Source organism: Nocardia sp. IBHARD005 (genome assembly GCF_052814245.1).
Window position 1 is genome coordinate 4,770,526 of sequence record NZ_CP199935.1, and the last position, 18,811, is coordinate 4,789,336.

Consider the following 18,811-nt stretch of genomic DNA (forward strand, 5'->3'; position numbering starts at 1 on the left):
TCACGTCAGTCTATGTCGCGGGTGAGTGATCCTCAACAGTTGCTGAACACTGCCGCCGGAGCCAGTCGTACCACTGCGCCATGCCGGAACCGCTGGTCGCCGACAGTGGCAGGATCTGCGCGTGCGGGTTGATCGAAGCCGCGTATTCCCGGCATTTGTCCAGGTCGAAGTCGACATAGTCCAGCAGATCGATCTTGTTGACGAGGACCAGCGATGCCGCGGCGAACATGTGCGGATACTTCAGCGGCTTGTCGGTGCCCTCGGTCACCGAGATCACCACGACTTTGCCGTGTTCGCCGAGGTCGAACAATGCCGGGCACACCAGGTTGCCGACGTTCTCGACGAACAGCAGCGTGCCGGGCGCTGGATCGAGGGACTCGAGCGCACGGTAGGTCATCTCGGCGTCGAGATGACAGCCCGCGCCGGTATTGATCTGCACGACCCGACAGCCCGTCGCCCCGATCCGCTCGGCGTCGAGCAGGGTCGCCTGGTCGCCCTCGATCACCGCGATCGGCACCTCGGTGAACTCGCGGATCGTGCGTTCGAGCAGGGTGGTCTTGCCCGCGCCGGGTGAACTGGTCATGTTCAGCGCCAGGATGTCGCGGGCGGCGAGCCAGTCACGGTTGCGCTGGGCCAATCGGTCGTTCTTGGCCAGGACTTTCTGCTCGAGGGTGATGGTCTCGGTCACCGGCAGGTGCACGTGATCGCCGCCGTGACCATGGCTGTGCCGGTGCGGCTCGTGGTCGTGCTCGTGCTCGTGCTCGTGCGGGAGAGTGATCACCGCGGCGTTGTCGTCGCCACATCCACAGGTTGCGCACATTCTCGGCTCACTTCCATCGACCGGATTCGGAGTTCGTGCCCGGCTCTGATCTCGACATCGGCGCTGCCGCACTCGCACAGGGCGATCGGCTCGAGCATGGTGAACTCCGCGCCACAGCTACGGCAGACCGCGCGGCCGGGTACCACGTCGATCTCGAGGCACGCACCCTCGGCGAGGGTTCCCTCGGCGGCGAGCTCGAAACAGAACTGCATCGCATCCGGAACGACAGCGCACAGCACGCCCACTTCCAGGAGCACGCTGTGCACTTGTGCTCCCGCCGCGTGTTCGCATACGGCGTCGATGACACTCTGGGTGATCGCCATCTCGTGCATCGCAGTCTCGGCTCGTCGAGGGATGAACCCACTCAGGCTACTCCTGCGCAACCCGCCCACGCGATGGTCGACCGGAGGACAAATGCTCAGCTCAGCCGGTGTTCGGCCAGCAGCGCGGTATCGCCGAGAATGTCGGCGGTGGGGCCATTGGCGACGACTTCGCCGGCGTCGAGAATGACGACCCGCTCGCAGATCCGTTGCGCGTAGGGCAGATCGTGGGTCACCACCAGCATGGTGGTTGGTAGCGACAGCAGGATCTCGGCCAGCTCGCGGCGCGCTACCGGATCGAGGTTGGCGGCCGGTTCGTCGAGGACGAGAACCTCCGGTCGGCACGACAGCACCGTAGCCAGCGCGGCGCGGCGGCGTTCGCCCAGCGACAGGTGCGCCGGTGAGCGACCGGCCCGATCCGTCATCCCCACCGCGGCGAGCGCAGCGAGTACCTGCTCGGTCAGGGCTTCGCCGCGAACACCGAAGTTGGCGGGCCCGAACGCGACATCCTGTTCCACGGTCGGCATGAACAGCTGGTCGTCGGGGTCTTGGAACACCACACCGACTCGCTGCCGAATGGCGCGAACACTGTCGCGGTCCAGCCGCACACCGCCGATGTGCACCTCCCCCGAGGTGGCGGTGAGCACCCCGTTCAGGTGCAGCATCAGCGTGGACTTCCCGGCGCCGTTGGGCCCGAGGACGGCCACCCGCTCCCCCGGCGCGATCTGCAGATTCACCCCGTTCAGCGCGCCGGTCCCGTCGGGATAGGCGAAGGTCAGGTCGACCACCCGCACCGCCGGTGTCGTCGGTTCGGTCACCGCACCATCCAAGCACCAGCACAGACAGCGATCGCGGCGACCGCCGGCAGGCAACCGAGCAGCCATTGCCTGCGGGTGGCAGGCTCGGTGCCGACATCGGGAACGGTGCCGTCGAATCCGCGCGACAGCATGGCCAGATGGACCCGTTCGCCACGTTCGTAGGATCGCAGGAACAGGGTGCCCACGCCACGTGCGGTCGCACCGGCTTGACGCAGTGTGCGCGGGTCGTCGCCGCGCGAGATCCGCGCCAGCCGCATGCGCGCCGCCTCGGCGACCAGCACGTCGACGTAGCGCAGCATCAGGACCACGATCATGACGATCGTGCCGGGCACGCGTAGCCGCGTCAGCCCCTCGGGCAAGGCGCGCACGCTTGTTGTCGCGGCCAAGGTCAGTGAGATGCCCACGCCGATAGTGCCTTTCGCGATGATGCCCCACGCAGCATAGAGACCGGCCACCGACAGTGACAGTCCGAGGACCTCGGTGCGGGGCTGTCCGGCGGCGAAGGGCAGCAGGATCGCCAGCACGACGAACGGCAACTCGATGAGCAGACGTGGCGCGATCCAGCGCAGCGGAATTCCCCACCACCGCCACAGCGCGACCAGACCCAGGCCATAACAGCCGAACGGCCACAACAACTCCCGTGGTGTGGCCACGACCGCGAACACCGCGACCACCGCACAGACGATCTTCACCTCGGTCGGCGCCCGATGCGCCGGCGAGGTCCCCGCCAGATACAACCGGCGGACCGGGCCGCTCACCTACTCCAGCTCCGCATCCGACCGCACCGCGGCGTCACCCGCGCGGGCCGCCGGGCGCGATCCGCTGCGACCGATCCGGATCGTGCGGACCACCGCGAACAGCACGGCGAAGGCGGCCGCACCGCCGACGACGCCCGCCAGACCGGCCAGATCACTGTTGCCGTCGATCGCGTAGTCCGCCAGCGGTGAACCGGCGAACCGGTGTTCCTCGGCGCTCTGCGCGATGCACTCACCGTGCAGTTCCTCGGCCCCGTTCACCTCGATCGTGGAGCACCCGCGCTGGGTGGTGGCGTCGAGTCCGTCGGGCTGCGAGCTCGCGGCGTAGGACAGCACGCCGGCGACGAGCACCGCGGCGGCGGCGAACGCCCACAGGAAACCGGTGAAGGACAGACGCGCACGAGCGGGCGACGTTGCGGTGGACACCGGCCCCGCCGCGCGCAGCACATAGACCAGGTCCGGTCGTGCATTCACCACCGCGACCACGGTGATCGCGGTGATGATGCCTTCACCGATCCCGATCAGCGCATGGGTGACGAACATGTATCCCGCGACCGCTCCGACCGTCGAACCAGCGGCCCCGCCGATTGCGTACTCGACGACGAAACCCATTGCAGCACACAGTGTTCCGAAGAGCGCGGCGACGAATGCGACCACACCGATCCCGGTGTCGCTGCGCCGGCGAAGCAGCGATACCCCGGCCCGGGCGACGAGATACCCCATGCCGGAACCGATCAGGGCCATGTTCGTGATGTTGGTGCCGAGTGCGGTCAGCCCGCCGTCGGCGAACAGTAGCGCCTGCACGACCAGCACGATCGCCACGCACAACGCCCCGAGGTAGGGCCCGACCAGGATCGCGGCCAGCGCCCCGCCCAGCAGGTGCCCACTCACACCGGGCAGGATCGGGAAGTTCACCATCTGGACCGCGAAGATGAACGCGGCCACCAGCCCAGCCATCGGCGCCGCACGCTCATCGAGTTCGGCTCGCGCTCGCCAGCCCGCGAGCCCGAGCCCCGCCGCCGCGATCCCCGCGAAGATCAGCGACGTCGGCGCATCGACGATGCCGTCGCTCATGTGCATTGCCACGGTGCTGCCGTTCACCTATCAGAACACTACGCCATTTATCTGTCCATGTGAACAGATAATGGGATATCCAGCTCTCGACGGCACGTGAGAACGCAGCACCACCGCGCCCTGTTGCAGCTCATCTACGCCATCGATGTCCCGGTCGACTACGGGCCGCCCGGACTCGTCGGTCGCCTCAGCCCCGAGTAAATCCGCCTGTTCGAGAGCTCATCCCCGCTCGCGCGGGGAGCATACAGTGTGCGCGCTGCCGCGCATAGAGTAAGCCTGCGTCAATGGATCCTCAAAGCCCAGCCGAATCCGGGTAAGCCCATTCCGCAGCGAAGACAGCCGAGCAGCTCGAACTCGAGCAGTTGCGTCGAGAGGACCGAGAACTGAAGCAGGCCAACGAGATCCTGAAGTTGGCGCCAGCTATTTTAGCGCGGGAACTCGACCCGCGACACCGTTGATCGCCGGATTCATCGATCAACACCGCCAGGTCCATGGCATCGAGTCGATCTGTCGCGACTCCCTGGGAGGACTACCGAGTCCTCCACGCGGACTTGCAGGCCAAGAAGATCTTGCAAGGACCTGACCTGCCGCCGGACACCACCGGGTCGACCGTAACCGGAATTTGCGAGCAACTCAGCCAGGCAGGAAAGATCACGATCGCCAAGCGCCGCATCCGCCCAACGATGTTCACTGACGCCGTCCTCGCGGATCTCGCACGTGCGGCATCGATTGGCGCCGACGACATGCATATCACCCTCAACCTGGCGCCCGTCGATCCAGAACGGCAAGCAAACCATTGGGGGCGCTCGACCAACTCGACCTAGAACCCAGAGCCAGACTTTCGACTCCACACCGCCCGCGTAGGTCGTCGTTTCCGTCGCGGAGTTGCAGTCGTACATCACGGTCCGAACATCGTTGAGCAGTAAGGAAATTCGGCCGAAAACCGACCGTGGAGGGCCGCCTGTTCCGAGCTTCAGAACGCACCGACATCGGCAGCCGCGAAGGGCCCGCCCGCAAGTGGCCATCCTGGTTCGCCGCGTCGAGCCCGTCCCGAAGCTCCCTGCTCGAGCAGGGCCTCCCGAAACTCGCGGTGCCTCTGGACGTCACAGCCAGTTCGCGTTTCGTTGTGGGTGGTGCGCTGTTCAGTTGACCAGAATCGGTGCCCCGTCGGACGGCACATGCGTGATATTGCGGACCCGGCCCCGCGTGGTCGCGGCCGCAGGCAGTGACAGGACGTGGCGGCGCAGGATCTCTTGGAGCACCGCCGCACCCTCCATCAGCGCGAAACCCGCTCCGATGCACCGGCGCACCCCACCGCCGAACGGCAGCCAGGTATTCGGCGCCACGCTGCCGTCGAGGAAGCGACCGGGCCGGAACACCGCGTCCGGGAAGGCTTCGGGCCGCTTGTGTGCGAGCAGGATCGAGGTCGCGACGACGGTGTCAGCGGGCAGGTCGTGGCCGCCGATCATCATGTCGCGGGTGAGCTTTCGCACGACCCCTCCGATGACCCAGTGATAGCGCAGTGCTTCCTTCATCACCGCTTCGAGGTAAACGGTGTCGCCGTCGAGCGCGGCTCGGCGGGCGAGGTCCTGCTCGGTGGGGTTGGCGGCCAGTTCGCGTAGCGCCCATGACAGTGCGGCCGAGGTCGTCTCGTGCCCGGCGGCGAGCAGGGTGACCAACTGATCGCGGAGTTCGTCTGGGGTGAGCGGGGTGTCGTCGCCGCTGCCCGCTGCCATCAGTCGCGACAGCACATCAGCGCCAGGGGCGTCGCTGCCAGTGCGACGCTGCTCTATCTCGGCGTAGAGGTGGGCGTCCAGACTGGCTCGGTCGTGGTGGAACCGTTTCCAGGGTCCGCGATTTCGTAGGGCTGGGTAGCGGGAACCGAGCAGGGTGAGCGGGGCGATGTCGGTGATGCGGCGCATGGGTGGACCGAGTAGGTCGCGGCGGCGCGGATCGGCGACACCGAGCACCACCTCGCCGATGACATCGAGGGTGATCCCGGTCATCGCGTCCAGGCTGCGGACCGTCGACCCAGCCTGCCAGGTCTCCACGTGGGTGGCGGCGATCTGCTCGACCATCTTGCGATAACCGGTCAGGGCGGGCCCGGTGAAGGCGGGCATCAGCAGGCGGCGGGCGCGAGCGTGCTCGGCTTCGTCGGTGATGAGCACCGAATGATCGCCGAGCAGCGGACGCAGGATGCCGTTGCTCTCGCCGGCGTGCAGGTCGGTGGGGGAAGCAGCGAAGATCTCGCGGACGTGTTCGGGGCGGGTGAACACGACCAGATGTCGGGCGTACGGCGGCACCATGCGCAGGGTGAAGGTGTCGCCGTAACGGCGAGCGGTGGCGGTCATGAACCGCTCCCGCGCTTGCACATACCGAATCGTCTGCGCGATCGCGGGTAATCGGGGGCCTGGCGGGTACATGGCGACGGTCCTCTCCTAGACACCTCACTCCACGGTAACCCAGGTAGCTCGGGCCAGGCGTCGATCTGGACGTCCACGTGTTCGCTGCCGCGCGGGCAGCGCGGCAGAACGGCGTTCTGTCTGAATTGTTAGTCTCCGTAGATGATTTCAGCACGGAAAGGCTTTCGGGTGCTGGCGGGGGCCGCGTTGATCTGTTCGATGGTGGCGTGTTCCGGCGAGAACACCGCCGCGACCTCGCCCAGCCCGTCAGCGCCGCGCACCAGCACGACGGCCGGACCGACGCAGACCGATGGCACATTGCCCGACGGCACCGACACCTACGGCTACCGCGATTCGTTCGCCCGATGTCAGGGCACCGAACGGCTGGTGCTGCTGGTCAGTCAGACCACTGGGCGCCCGGTGACCACCTTTCAGGGCAGTCAAGTGGGCGGCGACCAGCAATTCGTCGTGTGCGAGGACCAGACTGGCACCCGGATCATGCGGGCGGCAGCGCCGGCGCTACGACCGGACCCCTTCGAAGGAGCCTTCTTCACTTTCACCGCCAATAGCCAGCAGTTCGTGGCTGATGGCATGAAGGTCGACCTGGCGCGCGCGACGATTACCGTCACCGACGACCCGAAACACCCCGAATTCCGTGCGGTGACATGGACCGTGAACGAATACTGGGCTGCTATCTACTAATTCGGCCGCTGGGTCCCGACCTGGCCGTCATGGTGAACGTCGTCGAGAGCGCGGTGGGATCGATCTCCACATAGTAGTCGGCTTCATACTCGATCGGTGGTCTGCGTCCGAGGCGGTGCATCAACCGGGAGTTGTTGAACCAGCCGACCCAATCCGCGGTCAGGAGCTCGACGTCAGCCAGCCGCCGTAGCGGGCCTCGCCGGAACGGCGAATCGTCGCGAACGGCTTCGGTCTTGTAGAGCCCAATTGTGTTCTCCGCCAAGGCATTATCGTATGCGTCGCCAACTGATCCGATCGAGGGAACCATGCCAGAGAGCATGAGCGTCTCCCCGAGCCGCCAAGACGTATACTGCGACCCGGCATCGGAATGGTGAATGGTATTGCCCGACAAGGGATCCCCTTCGCGCGCACGCACGGCCGCCGCCTGCCGGATGGCGGATTCGACGAACGCGGTGTGCTTGCTGGTCGAGCATTCCCAGCCCAAGATCCGGCCGGCGTGGGCATCGATAACGAACGCGGTATAGACGAATACGCCGGTGACCAGGCGAACGTAGGTGAAATCCGCGATCAGCAGCATGTTCGGTGCCGGGACCCGGAACTGGCGATCGACCAGGTCTGGTGCCCGTGATGCGGCCGGGTCCGGTTCGGTCGTTCGGACCTTCTTGCGACGCGTGACACCACGCCAGCGGTGCTCGCGCATCAGCCGTTCGACGGTGCAGCGGGCCACGGTGATGCCCTGTCGTTGCAGGTGCGCCCACATCTTCTCGGGCCCGTAGAGCGATTCCGGAGCCCTTCGACCCTCGGAGTCGGGTTCGTAGATCCTGGCCAGGATCTCGGTGATCGTGGTGTCCCACATGGCCCGTTTCGAGGGCGCCCGTGCGACCCAGGCGTGGAAGGTTCGCGGGGCGATCTTGACGCCATGCGTGGCGAGCACACGGCAGATCGAAGCGACCCCGAACCGAGCGCGATGCTCGGCGATGAACGCACACACTATCGGTGTCGCGGGTCGCTTTCCCGCGCGAAGAAAGTCGTTGCGGCCTTGAGGATTTCGATCGTCTGTTCCAGCTCGGCGATCTTACGCTTCTGCTCGCGGATCACCTTCGCCGATTCCGTCGAGACACCCTCGGCGGTGCCGGTGTCGATCGCGGCTTGGCGGATCCATTTACGCAGGGTTTCCCCGGTCATCCCGAGCCGTGACGCGACCGCGGTGATCGCGGCCCACTCACTGTCGTAGTCGTCTCGGTGCTCGACGACCAGCCGGACGGCCTTGGCCTTTGTCGCTTTGTCGTACTTCGATGGCATGGTGATCTCAGCTTCCTCGAGAAGGAAGGTGAGCACCAAACCCGGGGGGATTCACTACGGAGGAACAGATGACGAAGCGGATATTGGTCACCGGCGGTACCGGCCGGGTCGGACGCGTACTGGTGCCCCAGCTGCTCGACGCGGGCCATGACGTGCGGGTATTGACACGTTCGGAACGTGCTCCGGCGGCGCACCACTGGGTGGTCGGCGACCTGCGCACCGGCAGCGGGCTGGCCGAGGCTGTCGACGGTATCGATGTGATCATCCATTTGGCCACCACCAACGGGCGCGGTGATATGGCCGCGACCCGCGCCCTGCTCGAGGCCGCACAGGCGTCGGGCCAGCCGCACCTGGTGTACCTGTCGATCGTCGGCATCGACGACCACGCACTCGGCTATTACCGCGCGAAAGCAGAGTGCGAAGCCCTCATCCAGCGGTCCGGGCTGCCGTGGACCATCCTGCGGACAACTCAATTCCACGATCTGATCGCCGAGATCTGCGACGCCCAGCGGGCATTGCCGTTCACCGCGATGCCGTCGAAGGTGTACTTCCAGCCGATCGATGTCACCGAGGTGGCCGGTCGGCTCGTCGCGACCGCGGAGGGTCCCGCGAGGCAACGTCTACCGGATCTGGGCGGCCCACAGATACGTGCGGCCACTGACCTGGCCCGTATGTACCTGCGGGCCGTCGGCCGACGCAGACCGGTGTGGGCGGTACCTTTGCCCGGCAGGGCAATCCGGGACTTCCGTGCGGGCCTGCACCTCACGCCGGAGCGGGCGGACGGGCGGATCACCTTCGAGGAGTTTCTCGCTGCGCGCGGCGAGCGGGAAGGGGGCCGGTGATGTACGGGTGGCTTCGTGCGGGCCTGGGGTTCCTCACCGCGACCCAGTTGGTTGTCGGCGTGTGGGCGCTGTTCTTCCCGGCGAGTTTCTTCGCGCTCGACGTGGTCGGTATGGGCATGGCCTACAACGAGCATCTGATGCGTGACTACGGCGCGATGACGTTGGCCAGCTTCGTGGTCCTTGGCGCGGCCACAATCTGTATGAGTCCCTGGCTGACCCGCACCGCTCTGGTCATGTACTCGGTCTGGACCGTCCCGCACTTCCTCATACATGTGGCCATGGTCGGTCACCTCGCGCCCCGGACCGGGGCGATACTGCTCGCGCTGCTCGGTCTCGCGGTCCTTCTGTCGGCAGGTCTGCTCGTGCTCGCGATTCGGACGGCGTCGCCCTCCCGGACTTGACGTGGTGTCGGCAGCCCGGCTCGGACCGCAGAGATTCAGCAGTTGGCAGACCCCGGGGCGAGGCAGTGTAGGAGCTGTTGGTGTGTCACGGGCTGGCGCCCGGGCCGAGCCCGCCGATGGCGGGAGATGGACGGTCCCAGAGTTCTCGGTCGGTCGAGACCTGAAACGGCATCAGCGCGCCGACGCCGCGTGACCGACTCGTCGTCGGTCGGCCCAACAGACGAATCCCGGTTACGGGCGGTATTCGACCAGCTCGCCGCCCGCGGACGGTTGTTGATCGTGGTCGATCAACCCGACACCATCGGCGCCCTCCCAGTGACCGTCGCTCGGGGTTGCGGCCACGACATCGCCTACCTCCCCGGGTTATCAATGCGCCGCATCGCCGACCTTTACCCAGGCAAGTCCAAGACCGACGCCCGAGACGCCCACATCATCGCTGACGCCGCCCGCACCATGCCGCACACATTGCGCCAGGTCGACACCGGCGATGAAACCTCACCGAGCTCGGTGTTCTCGTCGGGTTCGACGACGACCTGGCCGGAGAAGCGACGCGCACCAGCAACCGCATCCGCGGGCTGCTCACCAGCATCCACCCCGCCCTCGAACGCGTCCTCGGACCCCGCATTGCCCACCCGGCCGTGCTGGAAATCCTGTCTCGCTGCGGCGGCTCCGAAGGAATCCGGGCCGCGGGTCGACGCAAACTCACCGCCATCGCCACCAAACACGCGCCCCGCATGGGCGCCCGGTTGGTCGAGGAAATCCTCGCGGCGTTGCCCGCCCAAACTGTCGTCGTTCCCGGCTCTCATGCCGCCTAGACCATTCTGCCGAAACTCGCTGACCCGTTGAAAACTGTTCTGCTGCAACGGAAATAGATGGCAGTTGGTATCGAGGAGATGTTGGCCGATCACCCTCTTTCCCAGGTCGGCGCCCGCATCCTGCTCGAAGTCGGCGACGGCACCGCTTTCGCCTCGGCCTGCCACCTGGCTTCCTACGCTGCCATCGCCCCGATCACCCACCGATCAGGCAGCTCGATCCGCGGCGAGTTCCCGTCCCGGCCGGGCAACCACAAGCTCAAACGAGCATTGTTCTTGTCCGCGTTCGCCGCCCTGCACGACCCGCCTCGCGCACCTACTACGACCGCAAACGCGCTGAGGGAAAGAAGCACAACGCCGCTCTCATCTACCTGGCCCGATGACGCTGCGACGTCCTCTACGCGATGCTGAAAACCAAGCGGCCCTACCGAATCCCAGAACTGCCGCTTGAGCTTCGGCGCGCACGAGGTCATAAACATAGGATCGATCGCCCTTGCGGCTCACCCATACGCCCTCGGGCGGAAGGTCACCTTGACCCGACTCGTCGAACGGACGGCTCGACACCACATCGGCCGCATCGCACACGGGACTGCCCCGGGTTTGGTTGACTCCTACCCTGAGGAGTCCAGCGAGTCTCCTCCGTGAGAGGATGAACCACCGTGCCCAAGGCTTACCCCGACGAATTCCGTCGTGACGTCATCGCTGTGGCCCGCAAGGGCCAAGCACCGCTGAAGCAAATCGCGAAGGATTTCGGCATCTCGGAAAGCTGCCTCGCGGGCTGGCTCAAGAAGGCCGACGTCGCCGACGGCAACCGGCCAGGATTGACCACAGCCGAGACCGAAGAGCTCCGTGAACTGCGTAAACGAACCAAACTGCTCGAACAAGAAAACGAGATCCTGCGACGAGCGGCCGCGTTCTTCGCCAGGGAGCTGCCCCCAAAATGACCTATCCGCTGGTCCTTGATCTAGCCGCTGACCGCATCCCGGTCGCGGTGACCTGCCGGGTATTGGGATTCTCGAAACAAGCTTTCTACAAATGGGTGAAAGACCCGGTGTCCCAACGCGATTGGGATGACGCCCATTTGATCAACGCCGCGCTCGATATCCACGCCGATGATCCCGAGTTCGGGTACCGGTTCATCGCCGACGAGCTCGCTGACCTCGGTTTCGAAGCCCGGCGAAAACCGTGTCCAACGCCTGTGCTCGCTGCAAGGGATCTACAGCGCTTTCGCCCGTCGACGCGCCATGGTCACCCGGCCGGGTCCGCCGGTCCACGACGACCTGGTCCAGCGGGATTTCACCGCCTCTGGCCCCAACCAGCTATGGCTAACCGACATCTCCGAACACCGCACCGACCAGGGCAAGCTCTACATTTGTGCAGTCAAGGACGTGTGGTCCAACCGCATCGTCGGCTACAGCATCGACGACCGAATGACCGCCGAACTCGCGTGTTCAGCGCTGCGCAACGCGATCGGGCTACGGTCACCGACCGCCACGATCGTACATTCGGACAGAGGCAGCCAATTTCGTTCCAGAAAGTTCGTGCATCTGTTGTCACACAACGGATTACGCGGCTCGATGGGCAGGGTAGCCGCATGCGCGGACAACTCGGCGATGGAATCATGGTTCGCGCTGCTACAACACAATGTGTTAGACCGAAAACGTTGGGCGACAAAGGAAGAACTCCGCCTGGCGATGGTGTCGTGGATCGAGCGGACCTACCATCGGCGGCGCCGTCAGCGTGGCCTGTCACGACTGACTCCGGTCGAGTATGAGATTCTGAACCAGGCCCCACTCGCGGCCTGAACCACTACAACCCGCGAGTCAACTCATTCCGGGGCAGTCCCGACCGCCACACCACCCACATCAACCGGAATTCATCAGACGGAGAACGACAACGTGCGCACGGCTCGTGCGCACGTTTTCTTCTGGTCCGAGCTCAGTATCGCCGCCGGAGTCAGCATCGTCGGCAACGCGGCCCAAGCTGTCTTGCACACCACCGCGCTCCCTGCGGTCGCTGCTGCGGTCGCCATTATTATTGGGAACACGCGGTGTTGAAACTGTCCCAATAGGTGGTGGTCAATCGATACCGTGGCCAGCCCGGCTGACGCGCCCGACGCGACTGGCCGTTCCCCAGGTGTTCGCGCTGACGCTCGATCAGCAGTCACCACCTCGACGGCCGACTCAAGGTCGGCCATTGCCGTTGGCAGATCGTGGCGAGTCCACGATCTCAACTAGAGCTAGCGTGGACGGAAAGTGTCGGCGAGGCGCGGCGTCCCGGTGGACGTGACCACGTCGACGCATGCACCGACGAACTTGTTCTCGAGGGTCACGTCCAACAGCGCATCGGCAAGATCCATGCGCGAGGTGTATCGGCCGGGTACACCCGACGGCGCCAGGGTGTAGTCGGTGATCATGGTGCCGTCGAAGAGTCCGGACGCGCGGACGATGGTCGAGTCGAATCCGCTGTTCCGGACATCTGCCTCCATGCGTCCCATATCCGCGTAAGCGGTACGCCCCAGGGTGAGCATGATGGGTAGGAGCACGGCCCGAAAAAGGAAGGTTTCGCCCGGAGCCGCGGTGCCGGCGACGCAGACCGAGCTGACGCAGACCAGGCGTCGAACATCATGCATTTCCATTGCCCGCATGATGTTTCCGACGCCTTCAGTAAAGATCGATACGGGCTTGAGTGTGTAGGTTCCCCCCAGTACCGAGATCACGGCATCATGCCCGGCTATGGCCTCTGCGGTCGAGTCGCCGTCTCGTGCGTCTGTACGCACGACGCGCAGAAGCGGATCGGCGATGGCGAACTCGTCGGGGCGGCGCACTGCGGCGGTCACCTGCAGTCCCCTGTCGATTGCCTGACGGACTACGTTCAGACCGGTTGGGCCGCTGGCACCGAATACGACAATCTTCATCGCTTCCCCCTGATATGTCGTGCGTATTCCACCGTGAAAACTATTGCGCTGCTGTCTCATCCCGTTCGGGATCGCCCGCGGAGTACCCCGTCAACAGGGGAACGACCAGGGCGTCGATGATTCGCTGGTAGTACGTGCCGTCCACCGGCTCGCCCGAATCGAGAAGCCGGTAGAAGATCATCGCGGGAACTACATCCGCGATGAGTGCGGTGTCCGCACCGTCGACAATCTCCCCGCGATCACGGGCCCGTTCGACTATGGCGGCGTAGGCGGCGCGGCGCGGCGCGGCGATGACCTGTTCCACGGTTTCACGCAGTTGGGGATCGCGGTTGATGGCGGCCGCGATCGCGGACAGGATCGCATCCCGTGGGCCATTGCGGTCGAGATACATGGCGCCCACGGCGAGCAGATCGGATCGCAGACTGCCCGTATCAGGCAATGGTTCGGTCCAAGCCAGCATTCGGACCGCGTCACGAACCAGCTCCGACTTGTCTTTCCAGCGCCTGTAGACGGTGGCGCGGCTCGCGCCCGCTCGCGCAGCGACGGAATCCATTGTCAGCCGGTCGTATCCGACCTCGGGAAGGATCTCGCTGACGGCGGCCAGAAGCGCGACGTCGCGTTCCGGATCCCGGGGGCGACCGCCGGATTTCGGCCTGGTGGCATCGTCTGGTGGTAGCACGTGGTGCAGCATATCCCCTGCACAGTTACGAAACAACTGTGTTCTGTATCGCATTTGCAGATACGAAACAGGCATCTACTGTTTCGTAAACAACCGAACCAAGGGGAACGTCATGAGTGCTGGTCAGGGCGGGAGAATCCAGGATGCTGAGCTGACTCGGCGCCGACTGTTAGCCATGGGAGGGGGGCTCCTCGCTGCGGGGTGTACGACAAATGGCTCCGGGGCGGATGGACCCACCGACGACACAGGGCTACGTGCCGTCGTTCGTGGTCGTGTATTTCTCCCCGGCGATGGCGGCTTCGATCAAGCCCGAACGTCGTGGAATCTGACCGTCGATCAATCTGTCCGCGCCGTCGTGGAACTCGCCGACGCCGACGACGCACCTGCCCTGATCCGATACGCCCGGGAGGCAGGCCGGGCACTCACGGTGCAGCCGAACGGCCACAACCCCTCGCATGCGGTGGACGGCACAATCCTGGTGCGCACCAATCGGCTGAACGAGGTGCGGGTCGATCCCGGCGCCCGATCCGCACGGGTCGGTGCGGGCGTCAACTGGGGTCAGGTGCAGTCCGCGGCCAGCCCACACGGACTGACCGGCGTGGCGGGCAGTTCACCCGTCGTCGGGGTCACCGGCTACACCCTCGGTGGCGGATTGAGTTGGTTCGCACGGCGATTCGGTTGGGCTTCCGATAGCGCCACCGCGTTCGACGTTGTCGACGCCGATGGCAGGGCGCGACGGGTCACCGCGTCGTCGGAGCCGGATCTGTTCTGGGCGTTGCGGGGTGGGGGCGGGGACTACGCACTCGTTACTGCGCTCGAGTTCACGCTGTACCCGGTATCGGCACTCTATGGCGGAAAGATGCTGTGGCCGATCGATCGCGCGGCGGAGGTGATGGCCGCGTTTCGGGAGATCACCGCGACGGCACCCGACGAGCTCACAGTCTGGTTCAGCCTGCTGCGCATGGACGGTGCCCCGCCGATGGTTGGCATCGACACCACCTATCTCGGAGACGCGATCACAGCTCAGACCCTGCTGGGAGCGTTCGACGGCATCGACGGCCGCATGGCCGACAGCCGCAGGCCGATGACGCCTGCTGAGCTGGGCACGATCGTCGGCGAACCCACCACTCCCAGTCCGATTCGCTCGCACGTCGAGCTGCTGAACGAGCTGACCGACGGCGATGTCGAGTCACTGCTGACGACGTCGATGGAACCTCTGAGCGCTATCCAGATCCGCCACCTGGGCGGGGCGATCGCGCGGCAGTCGGACAGTTCGCCTGGTGCCGTCACCGCGCCCTACTACATCAGCTTCATCAGCGGTCAGCCAACACCGGAAGCCGCTGCGGCAAACGAGAATCAGATCCACCTGTACCTCAGCGCACTCAACCGGTCACGGGGCCGACGAACGCCGCTCACACTTCTGAGCCCCACGCAAACGGCCACCGACGCCTTCGACCCCGGCACTATGCACCGACTGCGCAGCGTCAAGAGCAGCGTGGATCCAACCGGCGTATTCCGCAGCAACTTTCCCGTTCTGGACCCGGCCGCTGGGCGCTGATCAAGGTAACGCGTCTACGCCCCGCCACGCTCACCGGATGCACCGAGTTGAACTCAACATTGAACTGAGACAGGAGAATTGTGGTATCGCACGTTCAGCCAGAAAAGGCCGGTCCGTCGGGTATCGACTCGACACAGGCCGACCCGCGCCGCTGGATCGCATTCGCGACAACATTGGCGGCCGGCTTCATGGATCTACTCGATGTCACGATCGTCAATGTTGCAGTGCCGACCATTCAGGAAGATCTCGGCGCCCAGTATGCCCAGATCGAATGGATCATCGCCGCCTATGTGCTCGCGTTCGCCGCGATCCTGATCACCGGTGCGCGGCTGGGTGATCTGTACGGCCGCAAGCGAATCTTCATGGTCGGAATGGTGCTGTTCACGGTCACGTCGGCTGCGTGTGGGCTCAGCTCCGGCCCGACCATGTTGATCGCCTCCCGATTCCTTCAGGGCCTCGCGGCAGGTCTGATGGTGCCGCAGATTCTCGCGATCCTCCGCGAATCATTTCCCGAACGGGAACGCGCCAAGGCGATCGCTGTGTACAGCGCAGTGTGCGGATCGGCGACGGCGGTCGGTCTGGCGTTGGGCGCTCTGCTGGTGGAGTGGGATCTGTTCGGGCTCAGCTGGCGGCCGATCTTCCTGGTCAATATCCCGATCGGCATCATCACGCTGATCGCCGCCTGGTTGTGGATGAACGAGTCCCGATCCGCCGCCGCACCGCGCCTGGATCTGGTCGGTGTCGCGCTGGTCACCGCGGCTATCCTGTTGCTCACCTATCCGCTCACCGAGGGACGCCGCCTTGGCTGGCCCGCATGGACTTTCGTCATGATGGGAGCGTCGGCAGTGGCGCTGGTGCTGCTGATCAGCTACGAACGTCGACGTCAGCGCCTCGATGGGTCGCCGTTGATTGACCTCAGTCTCTTCCAGTCGCGTCCGTTCACGCTCGGACTTGTCAGCTGGCTATTGTTTTGGATCTGTTTCGGCGGGTTCTTCCTGGTATGGACGCTGCTCATGCAGGTGGGCCTGGGCTGGTCTCCCCTGCGTGCCGGGCTCACCGCACTCTTCTTCGCGGTCGCCACCGCGATCGGAGCAGGGACATCGGCCAGCGTATTGGCGCCGAGGTTCGGCATGCGGGTCCTCGTCGTCGGCGGGCTCGTCACTGGCGCCGGATTCATCGGATATGGCGCACTGGTCCAGCATTACGACCAGGCGACGACGTCATGGCAGATGATGGTTCCCCTGATCGCCATCGGCATCGGATTCGGCTTCGTGGTCGCATCGACCTGGCGGCAACAGCGCATGCGCGGCGTAGGCAGCGCGTGAATTTATCAGCCGCGCCGAGCAACGCATGACCGAGGCGGACCGAATTCGGTCCCGCCGGACGAATGAACAGAGGAGACAGCAAAATGTTCGAAGTACAGCTTCCGGCCGGCGTCATCGAGTACGAGGACACCGGCGGGCACGGGCCAGTGCTGGTCTTCATTCACGGGCTGCTCATGGACGGTTCGGGTTGGCGGCATGTGGTGGGCAGCTTGCGCGCCGAATACCGGTGCATTGTCCCGACCTGGCCACTAGGCGGACATCGCAAGCCCATGAACGAAGACGGGGACGTGTCCTTCCTCGGTATGGCCGCGTTGATCGGAGATTTCGTGGAGGCACTCGACCTGCGGGATGTCACACTGGTCCAAAATGATTGGGGCGGTGCGCAGCTCCTCCTCGGCACGCGTGGCAGCGACCGCGTCGGTCGACTCGTGCTGACCTCGTGCGAGGCATACGACAACTATCCGCCCAAACCTGCTCGCCTCATCGTCGCCGCCGCCAAGGTCCCCGGCGGACTTCGCACTGTCATGGCGGTGCTCAACACCCAGCTGGGGAAGCGCGGGCCCGCGACCTGGGGATGGATGAGCAAACGCCCAGTGCCGAAAGACGTGATCGACGCGTGGTTTCGCCCAGCAACAGTCAATCGCGATGTACGACGGGACCTCGCCAAATACTTGAATACGGTGCCGCGCCGCGCCGAACTGCTCGAGATCGCCGCGCGCAACGCGGCCTTCACCGGACCTGTGCTCATCGTCTGGGCGACCGAGGACAAGATGATGCCGATCGCACACGCCCGCCGCCTCGCCACGCTGTACACCGACGCCCAGCTTGCCGAGATCGAGGACAGTTACACGCTGCTCCCCGAAGACCAGCCGCAGCGGCTCACCGAGGTCATCGCCGAGTTTCTCGCTGCCACGGACGACGGCCTGCATCGGTGAGGTAGCCGAGACCGATGCGCCCGGCATTTCGCCGGATTCGCATGCGGGAGAGCCGTACTCGGCCTGGTCAGCGCATATGACGGAGGCGCCCAAGCGTCGATGTGGGAACACCCATCTCCTCGAGGCTCGACACCGCTCCCCTCGCCGGAGACCACGTTCTCAACGGCTTACTCGGCCAGAACTAGAACGCCGCGCTACCGCAGCGGCGTATCCGGAATAGGTGTTTCCGGCTTCCGCGTTCCAGACCACGGCTCGCTTGACGCTGAATCCAAGGAGCCTGGCCAAGACAACGGCCGGGAGTTCTCCCGCCAGCGCGATCAGCGCCGTATTCCGGGCAAGCAGCGGCGACACTCCGATCCGCCTGAGACGAACTCCCATCTGCTGCGCGGACAGATGCTGGCCAGTCAGGCCTCCGGGGAACAACCACGGGTTGATACCAACACCGACGGCAGCATGACCGCGGCGCTGCGCAAGAAGCTCAGCGAGGATCTCAGAGACTGACTCCGGTACGTTCAGCGGCACGGAACCGAGAGTGATTGTGCAGCAACCACTTTCGTTGAACGATATGCAGTCGGCTCTGAGTGTGACGAGCTGGGATGTCTGCTGACTGTAGAGAACGACGAGTAGGCCAGCTACGCGGTCCTTGGTGTCCAAACCGCTGTCGTTGATCAGCCGTTGGATCAGGGCCCATCGTCGGTTGTCACCGTCGACGAGAGTGTGCCGTGTTCGCCTGTCCGGCGGGGTGGCGGCAGCGATGCCCTGGGCGTTGCGACGTTTGGTTGCCCACCGAAGAAACTGGTTGAGGTGCGGCCGGGTTGGGTTCGCGACCAGCCAATCGTCGACGTGGCGTTGGGTGCAGGTTGCCAGACTCAGATCGCGGCCATTGAGATCCTGCAGGAAGTCGGCGACCGCGCTCACCTCGGTTCGTGCGGTAGCTCCTTGGCCAACTCGCAGTTGCGCCTGAAGGGCTTGTCCTCGCAGTTTGCGGAGGTGGTGCCATTCCATGAAGGCGTGGATAATTGCGCGGTCGTCCGGGTTGTCGATGGCGTCGAGCTTCTTCTTGATGAAGATCTCAGTTCGCCGCAGAACGCGGTCTCTGTCGGGAAGCACCTGCGCGCCGACGGATAGTGTCCCGTGGAGTGGTGGACT

Annotated in this window: 17 protein-coding genes and 3 pseudogenes; 9 read left to right on the top strand and 11 right to left on the bottom strand. The window is 65.0% G+C overall.

What is annotated here, in order from left to right; all coding sequences use genetic code 11:
* Nucleotides 1-10: 10 nt before the first annotated feature.
* The 6 genes and pseudogenes from hypB to ACTWPB_RS22535 form a co-directional block, all read right to left on the bottom strand.
* A complete protein-coding gene (gene hypB / locus ACTWPB_RS22510) occupies nt 11-820 on the bottom strand; it encodes a hydrogenase nickel incorporation protein HypB (protein WP_446222554.1) in 810 nt (269 codons plus the stop codon).
* Nucleotides 778-1,152, bottom strand: coding sequence for a hydrogenase maturation nickel metallochaperone HypA/HybF (locus ACTWPB_RS22515; RefSeq protein WP_446222555.1), 375 nt, complete (start codon nt 1,150-1,152; stop codon nt 778-780). Before ACTWPB_RS22515 ends, hypB begins: the two co-directional genes overlap by 43 nt.
* An 86-nt stretch (nt 1,153-1,238) precedes the next feature.
* Nucleotides 1,239-1,958 (bottom strand): energy-coupling factor ABC transporter ATP-binding protein, encoded by a 720-nt coding sequence (locus ACTWPB_RS22520; RefSeq protein ID WP_446222556.1) that lies wholly within the window; start codon nt 1,956-1,958, stop codon nt 1,239-1,241.
* Nucleotides 1,955-2,716 (bottom strand): cobalt ECF transporter T component CbiQ, encoded by a 762-nt coding sequence (gene cbiQ, locus ACTWPB_RS22525; protein ID WP_446222557.1) that lies wholly within the window; start codon nt 2,714-2,716, stop codon nt 1,955-1,957. The genes ACTWPB_RS22520 and cbiQ overlap by 4 nt, the downstream gene beginning before the upstream one ends.
* Nucleotides 2,717-3,139 carry a PDGLE domain-containing protein gene (locus ACTWPB_RS22530; RefSeq protein ID WP_446226443.1) on the bottom strand — a complete coding sequence of 141 codons (423 nt, stop codon included), beginning with the start codon at nt 3,137-3,139 and terminating at the stop codon, nt 2,717-2,719. It abuts the gene before it with no gap.
* Nucleotides 3,131-3,814 (bottom strand): annotated as a pseudogene (locus ACTWPB_RS22535) (energy-coupling factor ABC transporter permease); the annotation flags it as partial. The gene ACTWPB_RS22530 and the pseudogene ACTWPB_RS22535, both read right to left, overlap by 9 nt.
* A 524-nt stretch (nt 3,815-4,338) precedes the next feature.
* Here ACTWPB_RS22535 and ACTWPB_RS22540 point away from each other — a divergent pair.
* A complete protein-coding gene (locus ACTWPB_RS22540; protein ID WP_446222558.1) occupies nt 4,339-4,611 on the top strand; it encodes a hypothetical protein in 273 nt (90 codons plus the stop codon).
* 318 nt (nt 4,612-4,929) lie between these two features.
* On the opposite strand, the gene ACTWPB_RS22545 is transcribed toward ACTWPB_RS22540, so the two are convergent.
* Complete coding sequence (locus tag ACTWPB_RS22545) at nt 4,930-6,210, bottom strand: cytochrome P450 (RefSeq protein WP_446222559.1); 1,281 nt, start codon at nt 6,208-6,210, stop codon at nt 4,930-4,932.
* A gap of 141 nt (nt 6,211-6,351) precedes the next feature.
* Between ACTWPB_RS22545 and ACTWPB_RS22550 the strand changes: the two genes are divergently transcribed.
* A complete protein-coding gene (locus ACTWPB_RS22550) occupies nt 6,352-6,891 on the top strand; it encodes a hypothetical protein (RefSeq protein WP_446222560.1) in 540 nt (179 codons plus the stop codon).
* On the opposite strand, the gene ACTWPB_RS22555 is transcribed toward ACTWPB_RS22550, so the two are convergent.
* A protein-coding gene (locus ACTWPB_RS22555; protein WP_446226444.1) for an IS3 family transposase occupies nt 6,881-8,193 on the bottom strand; the annotation gives its coding sequence in 2 pieces (ribosomal slippage) (nt 6,881-7,920 and nt 7,920-8,193; 1,314 coding nt in all). The genes ACTWPB_RS22550 and ACTWPB_RS22555 overlap by 11 nt on opposite strands.
* A 68-nt stretch (nt 8,194-8,261) precedes the next feature.
* Here ACTWPB_RS22555 and ACTWPB_RS22560 point away from each other — a divergent pair.
* From ACTWPB_RS22560 to ACTWPB_RS22575, 4 genes and pseudogenes are all read left to right on the top strand, one after another.
* Nucleotides 8,262-9,035, top strand: a complete 774-nt coding sequence (locus ACTWPB_RS22560) for an SDR family oxidoreductase (RefSeq protein ID WP_446222561.1) — start codon at nt 8,262-8,264, stop codon at nt 9,033-9,035.
* On the top strand, nt 9,035-9,436 hold the full coding sequence (locus ACTWPB_RS22565; RefSeq protein ID WP_446222562.1) for a hypothetical protein: 402 nt from the start codon (nt 9,035-9,037) through the stop codon (nt 9,434-9,436). Before ACTWPB_RS22560 ends, ACTWPB_RS22565 begins: the two co-directional genes overlap by 1 nt.
* Nucleotides 9,437-9,649: 213 nt before the next feature.
* Nucleotides 9,650-10,628, top strand: a pseudogene (locus ACTWPB_RS22570) (IS110 family transposase); the annotation flags it as partial.
* Between the two features lie 279 nt (nt 10,629-10,907).
* Nucleotides 10,908-12,053 (top strand): annotated as a pseudogene (locus tag ACTWPB_RS22575) (IS3 family transposase).
* 434 nt (nt 12,054-12,487) lie between these two features.
* Here the strand turns inward: ACTWPB_RS22575 and ACTWPB_RS22580 are convergent.
* Nucleotides 12,488-13,165 carry an NAD(P)-dependent oxidoreductase gene (locus ACTWPB_RS22580; RefSeq protein WP_446222563.1) on the bottom strand — a complete coding sequence of 226 codons (678 nt, stop codon included), beginning with the start codon at nt 13,163-13,165 and terminating at the stop codon, nt 12,488-12,490.
* A 40-nt stretch (nt 13,166-13,205) separates the two neighbouring features.
* Nucleotides 13,206-13,844 carry a TetR/AcrR family transcriptional regulator gene (locus ACTWPB_RS22585; protein WP_446222564.1) on the bottom strand — a complete coding sequence of 213 codons (639 nt, stop codon included), beginning with the start codon at nt 13,842-13,844 and terminating at the stop codon, nt 13,206-13,208.
* A 355-nt stretch (nt 13,845-14,199) separates the two neighbouring features.
* Between ACTWPB_RS22585 and ACTWPB_RS22590 the strand changes: the two genes are divergently transcribed.
* The 3 genes from ACTWPB_RS22590 to ACTWPB_RS22600 all read left to right on the top strand — a co-directional run bounded on the left by ACTWPB_RS22590 (nt 14,200) and on the right by ACTWPB_RS22600 (nt 17,662).
* Nucleotides 14,200-15,402 carry an FAD-binding oxidoreductase gene (locus ACTWPB_RS22590; RefSeq protein ID WP_446222565.1) on the top strand — a complete coding sequence of 401 codons (1,203 nt, stop codon included), beginning with the start codon at nt 14,200-14,202 and terminating at the stop codon, nt 15,400-15,402.
* Between the two features lie 80 nt (nt 15,403-15,482).
* Nucleotides 15,483-16,727, top strand: a complete 1,245-nt coding sequence (locus tag ACTWPB_RS22595; protein WP_446222566.1) for an MFS transporter — start codon at nt 15,483-15,485, stop codon at nt 16,725-16,727.
* A gap of 83 nt (nt 16,728-16,810) precedes the next feature.
* On the top strand, nt 16,811-17,662 hold the full coding sequence (locus tag ACTWPB_RS22600; RefSeq protein ID WP_446222567.1) for an alpha/beta fold hydrolase: 852 nt from the start codon (nt 16,811-16,813) through the stop codon (nt 17,660-17,662).
* Between the two features lie 159 nt (nt 17,663-17,821).
* Here ACTWPB_RS22600 and ACTWPB_RS22605 read toward each other — a convergent pair whose 3' ends face one another.
* On the bottom strand, nt 17,822-18,772 hold the full coding sequence (locus tag ACTWPB_RS22605; protein ID WP_446222568.1) for a hypothetical protein: 951 nt from the start codon (nt 18,770-18,772) through the stop codon (nt 17,822-17,824).
* Nucleotides 18,773-18,811: the final 39 nt, after the last annotated feature.